Here is a 17,631-nt window from a genome sequence, read left to right on the forward strand (position 1 = left end):
GTTCATTGAAAAAAGTCATCGAAGCGATGACTGTTATTGTGCAGGTTGCTCTATCCCTAGATTTTTAATCAAGAATTTTTGATGATAATTCTCTTCTGGATTCAACGGGAATGTAACCACTTGGCCATTTAATTTAAATTCAACATTCGGTGCACTTCCTATATTAAGGTTTACCACTTTCGCTGTTGATAAATCATATTTTTGAGTTTGACCTTCCTCTATTGTTCCACTAAAGATATCATTTCCTGCCTCATTTTTAATACCTACATAACTTGCACCTTTTGTTGTAATTTCTAATTCTAACGTTTTATTGTTATGAATTTCCAAAGTGGACTCCTTACCAGTTGTCCCAACTACTTTGATTTCTTGTTGTCCTGTTGGTTGCGCTGGTTGTTCTTCTTTCTTTGGCTCTTCTTTTTTCGATTCTTCTTTTTTTGGTTCCTCTTTTTTCGGCTCTTCCGCTTTCACTTCATCTTTCTTCGTATCTAACGGAGAATTTTCCGCTTTTTTAACTTCAATTTTCTCACTTTGAGCATTCGGAACCTTCTCATCACCTTTTCCAGTTAACGCTTGGAAAATAAACCAAATTACCACTCCAACTGCAATTACTAGCAGCGCAACTAAGATTTTCGGCATATGATCTGCAATTGGCCATGATGAAGATTTCTGCATTGTTTCTTGTGTTTTTTGTCCGGTTGACACTTGTGGAACGTCGCGTTTTTCAGATTGTGGTATCGTACTCTGATATTCTACAAGCAGTTCCTCTCCATTTAATCCAACCGCATCTGCGTATTGTTTAATGAATGCACGCGCATAAAAAGCTCCTGGCAATACATCATAATTGCCTTCCTCAATTGCTACTAAATGGCGTTTTTGAATTTTTGTAATCTCATGCAGCTGATCAATAGACAAGCCTTTCGTTCCTCTTGCTTCTTTCAGCTTTTGTCCTAATTCTGTCACTACTAACACCTCAATATTTCTTTAAAAGTCAAACATAGAGAAATTATTTTGCGTACCTTGCTCAATTTCATCTACTAAATTATATTGAATTTCTTCATCATAATCGTTACGCAACTCGATAATATAATCAAAATCATCCAATGTGTATTCTGACTGACTCACAAATACGTCAGGATGTTCCACAACTTTCGTTGCAGGCAATCTCATAATTTCACGAACAAGCTGCCAATGCCTTTCGTTAGCACGCTTTGTTGACACGATTCCATCTAAGATGAAAATATTGTCGTCGCTATACTCATCTTCAATCAATTGACTACGAACAGTTTGCTTAATAAGAGTAGACGATACAAATAACCATCTTTTATTTGCACAAACACTTGCGGCAACAATGGATTCTGTTTTTCCAACACGAGGCATTCCTCGTATACCAATTAGCTTATGGCCTTCTTTTTTCATTATTTCAGCCATAAAGTCTACAAGTAACCCTAATTCATCACGCACAAACCGAAATGTCTTCTTATCATCTGCATCTCGTTGTATGTACCTACCATGTCTAACCGCTAGCTTATCTCTTAGCTTTGGCGGACGATATTTCGTTACCGTTATGTTATCCATCGTATTTAAAATTGATTCTAGTCTAGAGATTTGCTCTTGATTATCACACATAAGGAGTAATCCACGCCTTGCATTATCTACACCATTAATTGTGACAATATTAATGCCGAGCATACCGATTAACGAAGAAACGTCACCAAGCAAGCCAGGTCGGTTTTTATGTATTTCATATTCAAAATACCATTCAATCATCCAAGATCACTCCCCTTGCTTACTTTACACCTACGTACTATATTATATGATTTCACCTTAATAGGGAAGCTAAATGTATAATCTATCCCTTTCAATTATTATACAAAAAAAATAGAGAGGAGAATCCCCTCTCTATTTTTTACTTATGTTGTACAAACTTTACCATTAAGTTTGCGATTGTATGTTGCTCTTGTTCGTCAGCAACTTTCCAAAGTTCAGCTAATAATTTCTCTTGATCGTTGCGTGCTTCTACTTCATTTGCTAAATAATCACCAACACGAAATGCCATATCTGATACAGCACCACCATCAAGACCTTTTCCTTGCGCTTGTTCTAAACGTTCTCCTAAAAAGCTCTTCCATTGATCAAAATTATCTAAAACTGACATGTGTAAGCACCTCACTACTTAGTAATAGAATCATGCTTAATTTGTACAGTTTTTCATTTTTTATGTAAGAAATTTTTAGCAATGCCACCCGCCATTTACTCCAATAATTTGTCCAGTTATATAAGATGCACCTGGTGATACAAGAAATGACACAGTTTTTGCTACTTCTTCCGGTAATCCTAATCGTCCTAACGGAATCTCTTCCGCAATTTCATTCTTATCCTCTTCTGAAAATACGTTTAACATTTCCGTTTCAATTGCACCTGGCGCCACCGCGTTCACTCTTATTCCACTTAATGAAACCTCTTTTGCTAAAGCTTTCACATATGAATTTTGCGCACCTTTTACCATCGAGTAAAGAACTTCACATGACGCGCCAATTTGTCCCCATATAGACGAAACAAGTACAATATTACCGCTTCTCCGTTGAATCATAGATGGCAATGCCATCGATAATAATTTATAGATACTCTTCACTTGAAGTTCTACCATATCATTCAATTCATCGTTCGTTACATCTGTTACGAGTCCAAAAATACTCTTCCCAGCTGCATATACGATAACATCAAGAGGATGTTCAATTTGTTTCCACAATTGCTCTGCTCCATCAGTAGAAGCTAAATTTGCTTGAACAGGAATTACTTCACCCCATTCTTTCTGCAACTCATTCACTTTCTCTTCACTGTTATTATAATGAACATATACTGTATATCCATCTTGAATTAATTGTTTCGAAATAGCAGAGCCAATCCCTCCGCTCCCTCCAGTTACTAATGCATACTTTTTCATACAATTCCTCTCTTATCTCAACAAAATCTTTTTTCTACAAATAAATAATACCCTCATCTTACAATTTATCAATGATAAGATGAAGGTATTATTATAAAATCTTTTATTTTTTCGGTAAAACCTGGCAAACACTCATTTTTTCTTCTGATAATAGTAATTTGGCTACTTCTTGTAAATCTTGAACAGTTAAACTTTCTAATACAGTCAATGCATCAAACAGACTCGATTCATTAAACGCATATCTTGTAAATTGATTTGCAATATATTCCGGTGAATTCAAGGAACGTAAAAAGCCACCTATTTTCTTTTTCTTTACTCGTTCTAATGCCGCCTCATCTAATTGATCATAATTTGTATTTAATAAAATACCTTTCAAACGCTCTTCCAGCTCATCAGGTTGCTTCGTATCGCCGCCAACCATTGCAAAACCGAAGTTATTCTCTTCCGTATAATCATACGAGAACGAATCATCAATGAGCCCTTCATTATATAAAGATTCGTAATGAACGGAGCTTTTCCCAAATAAATAATCTAAAAGTAACGTAAGCGCAATTTCTTGTTTTAAAAGGGCTTCCCCTTTTTCTTTTAAGTTTGTCGCTTTAATACCAACTAAACATTTCGGAGTTTGTACAGGCATTGAAATAATTTTCTTCTTTTCATTCACCTCATCTGGTTCTTTTTCGAATGAACGTACTATTTCTGGTTGGTTTTTATAATCTTTTTTCGCTTGATTTTCACGTATCAAATCCATCGTTTTCTCTGGATCAATTGCACCTACAACAAACATTAACATATTGCTTGGATGATAAAACGTTTCATAACATTCATATAGTAGATCTTTTGTAATTTTACTAATAGACTCGATTGTACCCGCAATATCAATTTTAATCGGGTGCTTTACAAACAAGCTATCAATTAACCCAAAATATAAGCGCCAATCTGGATTATCTTGATACATTTGAATTTCTTGCCCAATGATACCTTTCTCTTTTTCAACTGTTTTTTCAGAAAAGTAAGGCTCTTGTACGAAATTTAACAATGTATTTAAATTTTGTTCTACATTTGATGTACATGAAAAAAGGTAAGCTGTTCTTGTGAATGATGTGAAAGCATTTGCCGATGCCCCTTGTTTACTAAACAATTGGAAGGCATCGTGATCTTCTTTTTCAAATAGTTTATGCTCAAGAAAATGAGCAATCCCATCCGGCACACGAATCATTTCTTCTTTACCTAGTGGTACGAATGTATTATCCATAGAACCATATTTTGTCGTAAACGTTGCAAATGTTTTATTAAATCCTTGCTTCGGTAAAATATATACATCTAATCCATTAGGAAGTTTTTCATAATAGAGTGTCTCTTTTAATTGCTCATAAACAATTTTCTCCATTTATTCTCCCTCCGTTCCGTGTAAAAAGTAAATTGTATCTAATTCAATATTTTTAGCAACTTTCACAATCTCTTCTTTCGTCACACTTTCAATACCTGTAAGCCATTCTTCAACCGGACGCGTACGATCTGAAATAATACCATGATACAGCATTTCCACAAATCCACGCGGTGTATCAATTGCTTCTAATATTTGATTTCGAATAACACTTTTCGTTTGATGCATCTCTTCTTCAGAAAAATCACCATTTTGCATTGCAAGCATTTGCTCTTTAATAATCTCAACCGCTTTTTCATAATTTTTCGCTTCGATTCCTGACATGACAAATAATAAACCTTTATGACTTTCAAAGCGAGATGCTGCATAGTACGCTAAACTATTTTTTTCACGAACATTAACGAATAACTTCGAATGAGAAAATCCTCCAAACAATCCATTAAACAATTGCAGCGCAAAATAATCTTCGTCTTTATACGTAATAAATGTACGATATCCGATGTGTAATTTACTTTGTTTTAATTCTTGTTTTTCCACAACTTCTTTTTCTTCATTATTTCTCTTATGAAGAAGTACATTTCTTTCCCTCACAGGACGTGCTGAAATAGAAAAATACTTACTTACAAGATCAACTGCGTTTTCTGAAATATCACCAATAATGTATAGGTCCATTTCATCTTCCGCTAACACTTTTTGATAATATTGATACAAACTTTCATTTGTAATAGAAGAAACACTCTCTTTTTTCCCATTTGCGCTTAAACGATACGGTTCTACTTTGCACATTTCTTCAATTAAACGCTCGTTTGCATAACGCATTTTATCATCATACGTCGCTTCAATTCGTTGTAAGAGCGCTCTCTTTTCACTTTCTACAATAGAAGGCAGAAAACCATTCCCCTCTTTCGCTGGATGTAAAACGATATCCGATAACATAGAAAGCGCTTTTTCAAATAACGGCGGTGCATCATGTAAATATACTTCATTTGCAATGTCTACATAAATAGAGATGATATGATCTTCTCCTTTTTTACTTACATCTACCGCCAAAGAAGATCCGTATAATTCTTCTAAATATTGACGAAGACGAATTACAGAAGGAAGCTTTTCTGTCGCACTTTGCAATACGTATGGCAATAGGGCACGCTCTGTCACCGTCTCCTCATTTAAAGGTGCTTTCAAACGAAATACAAATGTATTTGTTTTATATTTATCAGTTGGAATAATATGTACTCGTAAACCACCTAACTCATGTAACTGTTGTTCCATCAGTTTCATTTATAGCCCTCCTTTACGTATATAGGAATATTCCTCTTCAATATACAGTTTTTAGAAATGAAAAATCAACTTTTCTTCCTCACTATACTTACATTAGGCTCTTTCTAAAAACTGTAATATGTAAGGAACATAGTAAAATTCCGTATTAAATATAGTCTATGTAAAAAAGCCCGCACTAATGTGCGAGCTTTTTTTATACTTATCGTTTTCCTTTTTCATAAGGAGTTCCTAATGCTTTCGGAGCTTCAGAACGACCTACAAAACCAACAAGCGCTAATATTGTGAATACATACGGCAATATCGTTAAGAATACACTTGGAATTTCTTTTAGTACTGGAATTGTACCGCCTGTTATTCCTAATGATTGAGCAAATCCGAAGAACAGAGCCGCTCCAAGAGCACCGAGTGGATTCCATTTACCGAAAATCATTGCTGCTAACGCCAAGAAACCTTGTCCAGTAATTGTAGCACCTGAGAAGTTACCAGAAATCGACATAGCGAAGACCGCTCCACCAACTCCTGCAAACATTCCAGATATAGCAACTGCAATATAACGCATTTTATATACGTTAATCCCCATCGTATCCGCTGCCATTGGATGCTCACCAACCGCACGAAGACGAAGACCGAACGGCGTTTTATAAATGATATACCAAACGACAAACGCTAAAATAATAGCAATATATGATGTTAACGGTACATTAGAGAAAAAGATTTTTCCGATTACCGGAATATCCGAAAGACCCGGAACATCGATTTTTTCAATGCGGTATTGAATGAAATCAGTTTGTCCTTTGCCAAAGATTTTCTTAATCGCAAATACTGTTAAACCAAGTGCTAAGAAGTTAATTGCTACTCCGCTCACTACTTGATCTGCACGGAATGTAATGGATGCTACTGCGTGAAGAAGTGCAAACAATCCACTACCAATTGCTGCAAATAATAATGCAATCCAAGGAGTCATCGATCCCCACGTATCACCCATTAATAACGTTGTAACAATACCAATAAATGCACCAAATAACATTAAACCTTCTAACGCTATATTTACAACTCCAGAACGTTCACTGAACACTCCACCTAACGCCGTAAAAATAAGTGGCGCTGCCGTATATAACGTACCCGTCACAAGAATGGCTAAAATATCTAAAAAGCTCATTTATTTCCCCTCCTTGCTCATGCGTGTAAGTGCCCAGCGTAAAACATAACTGCACGCTACAAAGAAAATAATACATGCAATAATAACGTTAATTAACTCCGAAGGTACATCTGCTTCGAAATTCATTTGTGGTGCTGCACTTTTCAAACCACCAAACAGTAAAGCTGCTAATAGTATACCAAATGGATTATTTCCGCCTAAAAGTGCTACCGCAATCCCATCAAATCCAATACCAGTAAACGAAGACATTGCTGTCATACTTTGGAATGTCCCTAATCCTTCCATAGCTCCACCAATTCCTGCAAAAGCACCAGCAATTGTCATTGATAATACAACATTACGCGATACTTTCATTCCTGCGTATTGAGAGGCATTTTGGTTAAAACCAACCGATTTTAATTCATACCCTAACGTTGTTCTATCTAATAAGAACCACATTACAATCGCAATGATAATAGCCACAACAATTCCCCAGTGTAAACGAGATCCATCTGTCAATGAAGATAACCAATCAGAAGCTAACGAAGCACTTGCTTGTACGTCATAAGATTTTTCATTACCTTCGTGGATAAAACGTTTAATAAGATCATACGTAACATAAAGTGCAATGTAGTTCATCATAATCGTAACAATTACTTCATTTACTTTAAGTTTCCCTTTTAAATATCCAGGTATAAAGCCCCATAAACCGCCGACAATTGCCGCCACTAAAATAGATAACGGAATATGCAAAATTGCTGGTAACGACACTGCATATCCAAACCAAACAGCAGCGAGCCACCCAACTAATAACTGTCCTTCCACCCCAATATTGAAAAGACCTGTACGAAATGCAAATGCTACTGAAAGACCAGCTAATACAAGCGGAATCATCGTACGCAACGTCTCACCGATAGCTTGTGGATTGCCAACCATCCCTTCCCAAAGCGCGGCATATCCAACAATTGGATCATATCCACTAACTAACATTACAATGGCACCAACAAGTAAACCGAAAACTACGGATAACACAGGTACTAAAATATTAATTGTTCGTTCTGTTAAAAATTTTTTAGCCATTTGTGTTCACCTTCTCTTTCCCTGTCCCGCCGGCCATTAATAATCCAAGCTGTTGTTCATTTGTTTCTTTCGCATCCACAATTGCTACAATTTTCCCTTCATATATAACAGCCACTCGATCGCTTACATTTAAAATTTCATCCAGTTCTAAAGATAAAAGCAATACTGCCTTACCATTATCTCTCTGCTCAATTAATTTTTTATGAATAAATTCAATCGCACCTACATCTAAACCACGTGTCGGCTGTGCTGCAATTAGTAAATCTGGATTACGATCTACCTCACGTGCAATAATTGCCTTTTGTTGGTTTCCACCAGATAGAGCGCGAGCTAACGTTTGTTCACTAGGTGTACGTACATCAAACTGTTCAATAAGTGCTTTCGCTTTTCCTGTAATTTTACTAAAATTTAAAATCCCTTTCTTTGAAAATGGATTTTTATAGTATGTTTGTAAAACAATATTGTCCCGAACAGAAAAATCGAGAACAAGCCCGTGTTTATGACGGTCTTCAGGAATATGACCAATCCCCTCTTCTGTTATTCTTCGAACAGGCCAATTCGTTATTTCTTTTCCTTTAATTGCAATAGAACCTGACTCAACTTTTCGTAAACCAGTAATCGCCTCTATTAATTCACTTTGACCATTTCCATCAATCCCTGCAATCCCAACGATTTCTCCTGCACGAACAGTTAAGTCAAGGCCTTTTACAGCAGGTAACTTGCGCGTATCATGAACAATTAGGTTTGCAATAGATAGTACTTCTTCCATTGGTTTAGCTTCTATTTTTTCTGTTTTAAAATTCACTTGACGTCCGACCATTAACTCTGCAAGTTTATGCTCATCCGTTTCCGCTACATCAACAGTACCAATCCCCTTACCTTTACGAATAATTGTACAACGATCGCAAACTTCCATAATTTCTTTCAACTTATGTGTAATAAGGATAATAGATTTCCCCTCTTGCACAAGCTTTTTCATAATTTGAATCAACTCATGAATTTCTTGAGGAGTTAACACCGCGGTTGGCTCATCAAATATTAAAATCTCAGCACCACGATAAAGAGTCTTTAATATTTCAACCCTTTGCTGCATCCCAACAGAAATATCTTCAATTTTCGCATGTGGATCAACAGCCAAACCATACTGTTCAGATAATTGCTTAATTTCTTTTGCCGCTTCTTCAACAGCAATTTTCCCGTTTTTCTTCGGCTCATTTCCAAGAATAATATTCTCTGTAACTGTAAAATTATGAACAAGCATAAAATGCTGATGGACCATCCCAATACCAAGGTCATTTGCTATATTCGGATTTGTAATTTTAACAGGTTTTCCTTTAATTTTAATCTCTCCCTGTTCTGGTTGATACAAACCGAACAACACATTCATCAGTGTTGATTTCCCTGCACCATTTTCTCCAAGTAAAGCATGTATTTCTCCCTGTTTTACTTGCAGCGTAATATCGTCATTCGCTACAATGCCTGGGAATACTTTTGTAATATTGTTCATCTCAATTACGTATTCCATTTTGTTCCTCCTTTTAGCAGGGAACACTCCCTAATTACACTCTATTAAAAGTATTTTTATATATGCAAAGGTTAGTTCTACGAACTAACCTTTGCTATTTCTCTATTATTATTTCTTTAGAGAAGCTTCATATGTTTTATATTCTTCATCAGTTGCAGGGACTTTAATTTCACCGTCAGTGATTTTCTTCTCAAGCTCTTCTACTTTTGTTAAGATTTCTGGATTTACTTTTTTCACATTGTCAGTAGTTTTCGCAATACCAACACCGTCATCTTTTAATCCGAATTCTTCTACTTTACCGCCTTTTAATTTACCGTCTTTCGCTTCTTGCGCTACTTTTGCTACTGCAATATCAACACGTTTTACCATTGATGTTAAAGTTACGTTTTCAGGCATACCTTCTTGATTTTGGTCACGGTCAACACCGATTACCCAAACGTTTTCACCTTTTTTCTTACGGTTTTTCGCTTCTGTGAATACACCGTTACCAGTTGCACCTGAAGCATGATAAATTACGTCAACTCCACCACCGTACATTGCTGAAGCTAATACAGAGCCTTTTTCTGGTTTATCAAATGCATCAGCATATTGTGATACGATTTCGATATTTGGATTTACTGCTTTTGCACCAGCTTTAAAGCCTGATTCAAATTTTGTAATTAATGGGCTTTTTACACCACCAACAAACCCAACTTTATTTGATTTTGTCGTCATCGCTGCTACAGCACCAACTAGGAATGAACCTTCATGGTCTTTAAATGTAATACTTGTTACGTTTGGCTTCTCTACAACTGTATCTACAATCGCAAATTGCTCTTTTGGATATTGTTCAGCTACCTTTGCAATTGATTTTTCCATTAAGTAACCAATACCAAATGTTGTGTTATAATGATCTTTCGCAAACTTCGTTAAGTTCGGGATATAATCAGCATCTTTACTTGATTGAAGATAACGATATCCTTCATTTTTCTTTAAATTATTGTCTTTACCGAATTTCGTTAAACCTTCCCAAGCTGATTGGTTAAATGATTTGTCATCAACGCCCCCAACATCCGTAACCATACCAACTTTAAACTCTTTTTTGTCGCTACTCGCTTTATCCGAGTTACCACATGCACCTAACACCGCACTTGCTGCTAATGTTAATGATAATAAAAGACCTGTTTTTTTCTTCATACTAGAACCCCTCCTGAAATGATTTGTCTATTTTTTATACGCTGCTGTCCCTAACTTCTTGCTGTCACCTCCCTAAAAAGGAACCTACCTACATACGTTTTCTTAATACGTGGAAGCTAAACTTATCAGCTCTAAAGTAATTGATAGAATATAAGATTGGCTCATCATTTTGATCATAGTGCATTTGTTTTAATACTAGCAGTGCCGTTTCCGGTTCACATTCCAAAATCGGTGAGATTTTCGGATGATAGCCAATTGGCTCAATATGAGCAACTGCGTATGTGATACGTTTGTGCGTATTGTTATGTATCACTGTAAGCAATGATTCTTCGTTGTATCCCGATAAATCTGGCAAGATTTCTTTTGCAAGTTTATCGATACAATATACAACAGGTTCCCCATCTGCTGTACGCACACGCTCAATCATCACTGCATTAAAACCATCTTCACTATTAAACTTCTCTTTTTCTTCTTCTGTTAAACTTGTTGTAGATGATGATAAAAAGATAGTTCCTGGTGTTTTCCCCACACTAGAAATCATATCTGTAATACTAGAAAGTTGTTCAATCCCAGAAGAAAATAACGGTTTTGCATTTACAAATGTTCCTACACCATGTCTACGAATGACAACATTTTCTTCTTCTAAAATACGCAGCGCTTCCCTTAAAGTCGCTCTACTTACGCCAAGTTCTTTCGCTAAATCAAACTCTGATGGCAACTTTTGTCTTTCTTTGTAAGCCCCATCTTTAATCTTTTCTTTGATGTGATCAATCACCCGTAAATATAGGTGACGACTATCGGATTTTACTGACATAAGACTCCCCCGCATTTCAATTATTCGACCTCTGATGTAAGACTTCTTTTCTCTTTTTTCAACTTACAACATAATAAAAATTGCTAAATACTAAAAATAAGCATAATTGTCGAATAAATATTAATAATTTTTTAAAATAAAATTTTCACTCTTTACTGCATAAAAAAAACTTTGCACCATAAACATTCCTCATAGCGAGAAAAAGTTCGGCACAAAGATCTCTTACATCCTTTGTTACACACTTTTCCCCTCATAGTCTAGCAATTCATGGTTGCCAGGTAGAAACTTATGGACCTTATCTCCAAGATTATATGAGGCAGTGATTCTTTTCGAAGTAATCTTACCACTTGCTCCCATACGTGTCAACAAAATTTAACATTTTTCTACATGAAATATCGAACATTCACAAAAAACCACACCAAAGTATTCGTATTCTAAAGAACCACCTTAAATGTAAGCCCTTTCTTTATCGCTGAATATAGTATATAACAAAACCAGCATATAAAAAAGCCTAATTGTAAAAACAATTAGGCTTTTTTTATGAACTTTTTTCTTGTACATCATTAATGAGCACTTCTCGTGGTTTACTACCTTCATAAGGACCTACTACACCATTCATTTCCATTGCATCAATTAAACGGGCAGCACGCGTATAACCAACTCTAAACCTACGTTGCAACATAGAAACAGAGGCTGTTTGCATTTCCACTACGAGCTGAACTGCTTCATCATATAATTCATCTTCTACTTCCTGCTTCGTATCAGGAACATCTTGCGGGATCATATCTTCTTGATATTGCGCTTTTTGCTGACCAATAACATATTCTACAACTCTCTCAACTTCATCATCTGATAAAAACGCACCTTGTACACGTACAGGCTTCGATGCACCAATTGGTATAAATAGCATATCTCCACGACCTAGCAGTTTCTCTGCACCACCGCCGTCAAGAATTGTACGAGAATCTGTTTGAGAAGAGACAGCGAATGCAATACGTGATGGAATATTCGCTTTAATAACTCCCGTAATGACATCAACTGACGGACGTTGCGTTGCAATAATTAAATGAATACCGGCAGCACGAGCCATTTGCGCTAGACGCATAATCGCATCCTCTACATCCGACGAAGCAACCATCATTAAATCTGCTAACTCGTCCACAATTACGACAATATAAGGTAATTCCGGTTGTTTCGCTTCTGATTGATTATTATGCTCTTTTATATAATCATTATATCCTTCAATATTTCGCGTGCCACTATGAGCAAATAACTCATAACGGCGCTCCATTTCACTTACAACTTTTTTCAATGCTTGCGATGCCTTTTTCGGATCCGTTACAACTGGTGTTAACAAATGAGGCACACCGTTATATACATTTAACTCTACCATTTTCGGATCAATCATCATTAATTTTACTTCATGTGGTTTTGCACGCATTAAAATACTAACAATAATACCGTTAATACATACACTTTTCCCGCTACCTGTCGCACCTGCCACTAGCAAATGGGGCATTTTATTTAAGCGGGCTAATACAGCTTCACCTGTAATATCTCGTCCAAGCCCTATTAACAACTTCTCTTCCGGATGATTGTTAGCTTTAGAATCAAGAACTTCTCTAAGCGTTACCATGGAGACTTCTGAGTTCGGAACTTCAATTCCTACAGCTGATTTCCCGGGAATAGGCGCTTCAATACGAATGTCTTTCGCCGCTAACGCAAGTGCTAAATCATCACTTAAACCGACGATTTTACTTACCTTTACTCCCATATCAGGATACACTTCATATTTTGTAACTGCAGGACCTCTATGTACTTTTGTTACTTTCGCTTTCACTCCAAAACTTTGGAAAGTACGTTCTAATTTACGAGCATTCTCATAAATTTCCGCATTTTCATTTGTAACTTGCTTATTCTTTGGAAATTTCAATATATCAAGCGCAGGAAGCTTGTAATCTTTATTTTCTACATTTGAAAATTGCATAGGAGGTGCTTGTGTTTCCCCCTCTAGCGATTCAACGATTTTTTCTCCACGCTTTTTCTTCGGCTCTTCAACTGGTGGAGCCTCTTCAATAAACGGTGAAGTGATTAACTCTTCTTCCTCTACTTCAATTCGTTTATCCTCTTCTTCATTTACAGGATAATTCTCAGTGAAATTCGAAATAATCGGAGGATCAATTGAGATTTCTTCCATCGGCTCAATAATTTCTTCATGTTCTGCAGCACGTTTGCTCCTTGTGCTTCTTGTTGTTTTTTTCTTTTCTGTTTGTTCAGCCGTTCTTTTGGCTCTCCAATCTTTATAGTCCCCTTGCATCACTTGAAATTGACTTCTAAGAATTCTACCAACTGGAGCTAACACTTCTCCAATATGCTTATTTGTTATACAAAGTATACCGAGAATAACTAAAATAATACCAATAATATAAGCTCCAACTTCGTCAAATAAGAAGTAACAAGTGGCGAACATAAGTGCACCAAACATGCCACCACCTAAATGAACGCTATCTGGCCCTTTTTTCATTTCAAGAAAGAAATTATCTTTCGTACTTACAATAACAGAAGTATTTTGCACTGCTCCATCTTTCGTAAGAAGGTTAAATAATGTAATATGACTAAACATTAATATCGCCAATACTATTAAATAAAAACCGATTAACCGTTTATTTAAAAGGTTCGGCCATCCACGTTTTATAACGAATGAAACGGATAAAGCTATTACACCTAACACACCAATTATGTACCACTCACCAAAGAAGAAGCGAAAAAATAACACAAACGATTTTCCTACAACGCCTAGCTGTAAAATCGTAATGATTGAAAGTGCAAAAAGAGTTAAACCGACGATTTCATAATACAAAGTTGGCTTTATCGTACGTCTTGCCTTTGCCTTCGTCCCTCTTTGCTTTTGTTTTGCCATTTCTTCACCTCGTGATCTACATATAAGTAAAAATTCCTAAAAAACTCTGCTTATATGTTTGTTTTCTCTATTTTTTCAGGTCTTTATATCTTCTATTTTTACACTTCTTGTAAAATGTTAAATAAACAGAAGAAAGCAGCCCTCTCATGGCTGCTCAACCGTCTTGTTTTTTATATTATACCATAGCTTCTAAACAAAATCCTTCTTTTTGCTAAAAGGTTATTTTCTGTCCCGGCTCAAACTCTAAGTAGTGAAGCGGATCCGTACTTAACACGCGTACAATAGAATAATACCCATGTTCTTCTTCTGAAACCATTAATTCAACACCATTTATATTTACGACTTTTTGACTTTCACATTGCGAATAATCGGCTGGATACACGAGTTGCTCTGGCATAATTGTATATAAAATCATTGTAACATTGTCCCTTCTGCATGATCATCCGCGCGATTATCTATTAATTCGTTTAATTTTCGAATCGCATTTCCGATACCACCGACATCATCTATAAGACCATACTTCACTGCATCTCCACCAATTACATTCGTACCAATATCTCGCGTCAAATTCCCTTTCGCAAACATAAGCTCTTTAAAACGATCTTCCGTTACTTTCGAATGCTTCGTCACAAAGCGAATGACTCTTTCTTGCATTTTATCTAAATACTCAAATGTTTGCGGCACACCTATAACAAGACCTGTTAGACGAATCGGATGAATTGTCATCGTCGCAGTTTCTGCAATAAATGAATAGTCTGTAGAAACTGCAATCGGTACACCGATAGAATGCCCTCCGCCTAAAACTAAAGATACTGTCGGTTTTGAAAGTGAAGCGACCATCTCAGAAATTGCTAGCCCAGCTTCAACGTCACCTCCAACTGTATTTAACACTAAAAGCAAGCCTTCAATTTTCGGATTTTGTTCAATCGCAACAATTTGTGGAATAATATGCTCATATTTTGTTGTTTTATTTTGCGGCGGCAACTGAACATGACCTTCCACCTGTCCAACAATTGTTAAACAATGAATACGTGATTCATTCATTTGCGGTACATTCGTTTGTCCAAGCTGCTGAATTTTTTCCACTATTGAAGCTTCTTTTCCGGTTTCTTTCGGCTCAGCCTCTTTCTCTTCATTTGTATAACGATCACGTTCTGTCATATCGCATCCCCTTTCACTCGTATATAATTAGTATTTCTTAAGTTATAAATTTCATTCGATAGAGTGAAAAAAGAAAAAAGATCACCCGTAAAGGTGATCTTTTTTATACTTCCATAATAATCGGTAAAATCATAGGTTTTCTCTTCGTCTCTTCGTACAAGAACTGCCCTAATAATTCACGAATATTTTGTTTTAACATAGACCATTCAATTGAATATTCTTTAATTGATTGTTCAACAATCATACGTACAATCTCTGTAGAGCGGTCAATTAACGCTTCTGATTCACGTACATATACAAATCCACGTGAGATGATTTCTGGACCAGAGATAATTTTCTTTTCATCTTTACCCAGTGTTACAACAACTACTAATATTCCATCTTGAGATAACATTTTTCTATCTCGAAGAACGATATTACCAACGTCACCTACACCTAATCCATCAATTAACACATTACCAGCTTGCACTTTGCCAACTAAGTTTGCTTCATCGTCACCAAAAGCAATTACATCGCCTTTTTCTACAATAAAGATATTTTCTCTTGCAATACCTACATCTTCAGCTAAGTATGCATGTGCTTTTTGCATACGGAACTCACCATGTACGGGTACAAAATATTTCGGTTTCATTAAATTTAACATTAATTTTAATTCTTCTTGGCTACCGTGACCTGAAACGTGAACTTTTCTTTCACCGTAATAAACAACTTCAGCTCCCGCTCTAAATAACAAGTCAATAATTTTTGATACAGATATTTCATTACCTGGAATTGGAGATGCCGCGATAATAACCGTATCACCTTTACGAATTGAAATTTGTTTATGAGCTTGCTTTGCCATTCTAGAAAGGGCTGCCATCGGTTCACCTTGGCTACCTGTCGTTAAAATAGCTACCTTTTTCTCTGGGAAATTGTCTACTTCTTGTAGTGAAATAACCATACCTTCTGGAACATCTAAATAACCAAGACGTCTTGCGATATCTACCACTTTCACCATACTACGTCCTACAACCGCTACTTTTCGTCCTGTTTCAGCAGCTGCATCAAATACTTGTTGAATACGATGTACATTCGATGCAAATGAAGCAACGATAATACGTCCTTCTGCGCCGTAGAACACTTTAGAAATTTCTACACCAACTTCTTTTTCAGAACCTGTATAGCCTGGACGCTCAGCATTTGTACTATCAGATAATAAGCATAGAACGCCTTCATTTCCGATTTGAGCCATTTTCCCAAGGTCTGCTCCACTATTTCCAATTGGAGTTTGATCGAATTTAAAGTCTCCCGTATATACGATCGCACCTTTTGATGTATGGAAACAAACACCAACAGAATCTGGAATACTATGTGTCGTTCCAAAGAATGACACCGTTGTAGTATTGAACTCTACTGTTGAATTTGAATCGATTGTTTTTAAATCTACACGGCCTAACATACCCGCTTCGCCAAGTTTTTCTTGTATAAGTCCTACCGTTAATTTCGTTGCATACACTGGAATTGATAATTTACGAAGTACGTAAACAATGCCACCAATATGATCTTCATGACCGTGAGTAATAAATAAACCTTTTACTCGCTCTTGGTTTTCTACTAAATATGTAATATCAGGAATAACGATATCAATTCCAAACATTTCATCTCCCGGGAACATTAACCCTGCATCTACAATAAAGATTTCAGAATCAATTTCAACACAGTACATGTTTTTCCCGATTTCACCTACTCCACCAAGAGCAAATACTTTAACAGACTCATTCTCTTTTCTCTTCATGTTGTTGCCTGGTTTAAAAATCTTTCAAACACTGATTTCACTAAAATTGCAGAGACACCAGGGGAAACTCTACAACCACCATATATTCACCGTCCAAGACGAATGTCCTTACCGTTATGCGATATCATGTCCTTGTTTATTTTTTAAACCAGGTTTCACCTCTCTTTCATTATATAAATCAAATATCTTATTCGATATGATATGAAAATGTAATCAAATTATAATTTTTACCAATTTTGCTAAGCATACCCGTACTAAGCTACTTAGCCATATTATACCTGATACAAGAAATAGAACACAAGTTAAATCGTGCGAAAGAAAAAGGAAAAGAACGCATTCCCAACAAACTTATCGAACTGATGTCCTTTATATTTACTCCGATTTCGTACCCCATATCGTTTTAAAGAAATAGCTATAAATACTCTAAATTTATT

General features: G+C 36.1%; 15 protein-coding genes and 1 riboswitch. All 15 genes read right to left on the bottom strand.

Annotated elements, in window-relative coordinates; all coding sequences use genetic code 11:
- Positions 1 to 33: 33 nt before the first annotated feature.
- The 15 genes from PDQ40_RS09730 to PDQ40_RS09800 all read right to left on the bottom strand — a co-directional run bounded on the left by PDQ40_RS09730 (position 34) and on the right by PDQ40_RS09800 (position 17,197).
- Positions 34 to 960, bottom strand: a complete 927-nt coding sequence (locus PDQ40_RS09730) for a helix-turn-helix domain-containing protein (protein WP_000137486.1) — start codon at positions 958 to 960, stop codon at positions 34 to 36.
- 21 nt (positions 961 to 981) lie between these two features.
- A complete protein-coding gene (locus PDQ40_RS09735; RefSeq protein ID WP_000574107.1) occupies positions 982 to 1,767 on the bottom strand; it encodes a DUF3388 domain-containing protein in 786 nt (261 codons plus the stop codon).
- 139 nt (positions 1,768 to 1,906) lie between these two features.
- Positions 1,907 to 2,155 (bottom strand): DUF3243 domain-containing protein, encoded by a 249-nt coding sequence (locus PDQ40_RS09740; protein WP_000114454.1) that lies wholly within the window; start codon positions 2,153 to 2,155, stop codon positions 1,907 to 1,909.
- A gap of 75 nt (positions 2,156 to 2,230) precedes the next feature.
- Complete coding sequence (ymfI, locus tag PDQ40_RS09745; RefSeq protein ID WP_000759622.1) at positions 2,231 to 2,944, bottom strand: elongation factor P 5-aminopentanone reductase; 714 nt, start codon at positions 2,942 to 2,944, stop codon at positions 2,231 to 2,233.
- 103 nt (positions 2,945 to 3,047) lie between these two features.
- Positions 3,048 to 4,334 (bottom strand): EF-P 5-aminopentanol modification-associated protein YfmH, encoded by a 1,287-nt coding sequence (gene yfmH / locus PDQ40_RS09750; RefSeq protein WP_270691408.1) that lies wholly within the window; start codon positions 4,332 to 4,334, stop codon positions 3,048 to 3,050.
- On the bottom strand, positions 4,335 to 5,609 hold the full coding sequence (gene yfmF, locus PDQ40_RS09755; protein WP_000772430.1) for an EF-P 5-aminopentanol modification-associated protein YfmF: 1,275 nt from the start codon (positions 5,607 to 5,609) through the stop codon (positions 4,335 to 4,337).
- Between the two features lie 199 nt (positions 5,610 to 5,808).
- Complete coding sequence (locus PDQ40_RS09760) at positions 5,809 to 6,768, bottom strand: ABC transporter permease (protein ID WP_000008842.1); 960 nt, start codon at positions 6,766 to 6,768, stop codon at positions 5,809 to 5,811.
- Positions 6,769 to 7,827: an ABC transporter permease gene (locus PDQ40_RS09765; RefSeq protein WP_001074499.1), complete on the bottom strand. Its 1,059-nt coding sequence runs from the start codon at positions 7,825 to 7,827 to the stop codon at positions 6,769 to 6,771.
- Entirely contained in the window at positions 7,820 to 9,352 is a 1,533-nt protein-coding gene (locus tag PDQ40_RS09770) for an ABC transporter ATP-binding protein (RefSeq protein ID WP_270691409.1), read from the bottom strand. Before PDQ40_RS09770 ends, PDQ40_RS09765 begins: the two co-directional genes overlap by 8 nt.
- Before the next feature lie 108 nt (positions 9,353 to 9,460).
- Positions 9,461 to 10,528, bottom strand: a complete 1,068-nt coding sequence (locus PDQ40_RS09775) for a BMP family lipoprotein (protein ID WP_000730594.1) — start codon at positions 10,526 to 10,528, stop codon at positions 9,461 to 9,463.
- Between the two features lie 88 nt (positions 10,529 to 10,616).
- On the bottom strand, positions 10,617 to 11,342 hold the full coding sequence (locus PDQ40_RS09780; protein WP_000114176.1) for a GntR family transcriptional regulator: 726 nt from the start codon (positions 11,340 to 11,342) through the stop codon (positions 10,617 to 10,619).
- A 233-nt stretch (positions 11,343 to 11,575) separates the two neighbouring features.
- Positions 11,576 to 11,677: riboswitch (purine riboswitch) on the bottom strand.
- Positions 11,678 to 11,880: 203 nt separating this feature from the next.
- Positions 11,881 to 14,262: a DNA translocase FtsK gene (locus PDQ40_RS09785; protein WP_001118775.1), complete on the bottom strand. Its 2,382-nt coding sequence runs from the start codon at positions 14,260 to 14,262 to the stop codon at positions 11,881 to 11,883.
- A gap of 211 nt (positions 14,263 to 14,473) precedes the next feature.
- Positions 14,474 to 14,677 carry a YlzJ-like family protein gene (locus tag PDQ40_RS09790; RefSeq protein WP_000605027.1) on the bottom strand — a complete coding sequence of 68 codons (204 nt, stop codon included), beginning with the start codon at positions 14,675 to 14,677 and terminating at the stop codon, positions 14,474 to 14,476.
- Positions 14,674 to 15,423 (bottom strand): translocation-enhancing protein TepA, encoded by a 750-nt coding sequence (tepA, locus tag PDQ40_RS09795; protein ID WP_000139815.1) that lies wholly within the window; start codon positions 15,421 to 15,423, stop codon positions 14,674 to 14,676. The genes PDQ40_RS09790 and tepA overlap by 4 nt, the downstream gene beginning before the upstream one ends.
- Positions 15,424 to 15,526: 103 nt before the next feature.
- A complete protein-coding gene (locus PDQ40_RS09800) occupies positions 15,527 to 17,197 on the bottom strand; it encodes a ribonuclease J (protein WP_000823084.1) in 1,671 nt (556 codons plus the stop codon).
- Between the last annotated feature and the right edge of the window lie 434 nt (positions 17,198 to 17,631).

The sequence above is a fragment of the Bacillus cereus group sp. Bc061 genome, from assembly GCF_027715825.1.
Lineage (GTDB): Bacteria > Bacillota > Bacilli > Bacillales > Bacillaceae_G > Bacillus_A > Bacillus_A paranthracis.